This is a genomic window from Alkalihalophilus lindianensis (assembly GCF_032843265.1).
In the GTDB taxonomy this organism is placed as follows: domain Bacteria; phylum Bacillota; class Bacilli; order Bacillales; family Bacillaceae_D; genus Alkalihalophilus; species Alkalihalophilus lindianensis.
This window is the reverse complement of the sequence record NZ_JAWJBA010000333.1, coordinates 1-271: the sequence shown is the minus strand read 5'-3', so window position 1 is coordinate 271 and position 271 is coordinate 1. Positions and strand designations below refer to the sequence as shown.

Here is a 271-nt window from a genome sequence, read left to right as displayed (position 1 = left end):
AAATCCTCCCAGTTACATTAACAGACAAAAAAGGAAAGGAGTTCATTTTTGCTGTGGATGAACACACAAGACCCGATACGACTCTAGAGGTGTTGGCAAAGCTAAGGCCTGCCTTTAAAGAAGGAGGGAGCGTAACAGCAGGAAATTCTTCAGGAATCAATGACGGTGCAAGCGCCTTGGTTCTGATGAGCGGTGAAGAAGCGGAAAAAAGAGGGTTGGAGCCATTGGGAATCGTGAGAGATTCGGCTGTTGCCGGTGTCGATCCTAATAT

At 46.9% G+C, this 271-nt stretch carries 1 protein-coding gene; it reads left to right on the top strand.

Annotated elements, in window-relative coordinates:
- A partial coding sequence (locus RYX56_RS22465; protein ID WP_500660644.1) for a thiolase family protein occupies positions 1-271 on the top strand: 271 nt, incomplete at both ends.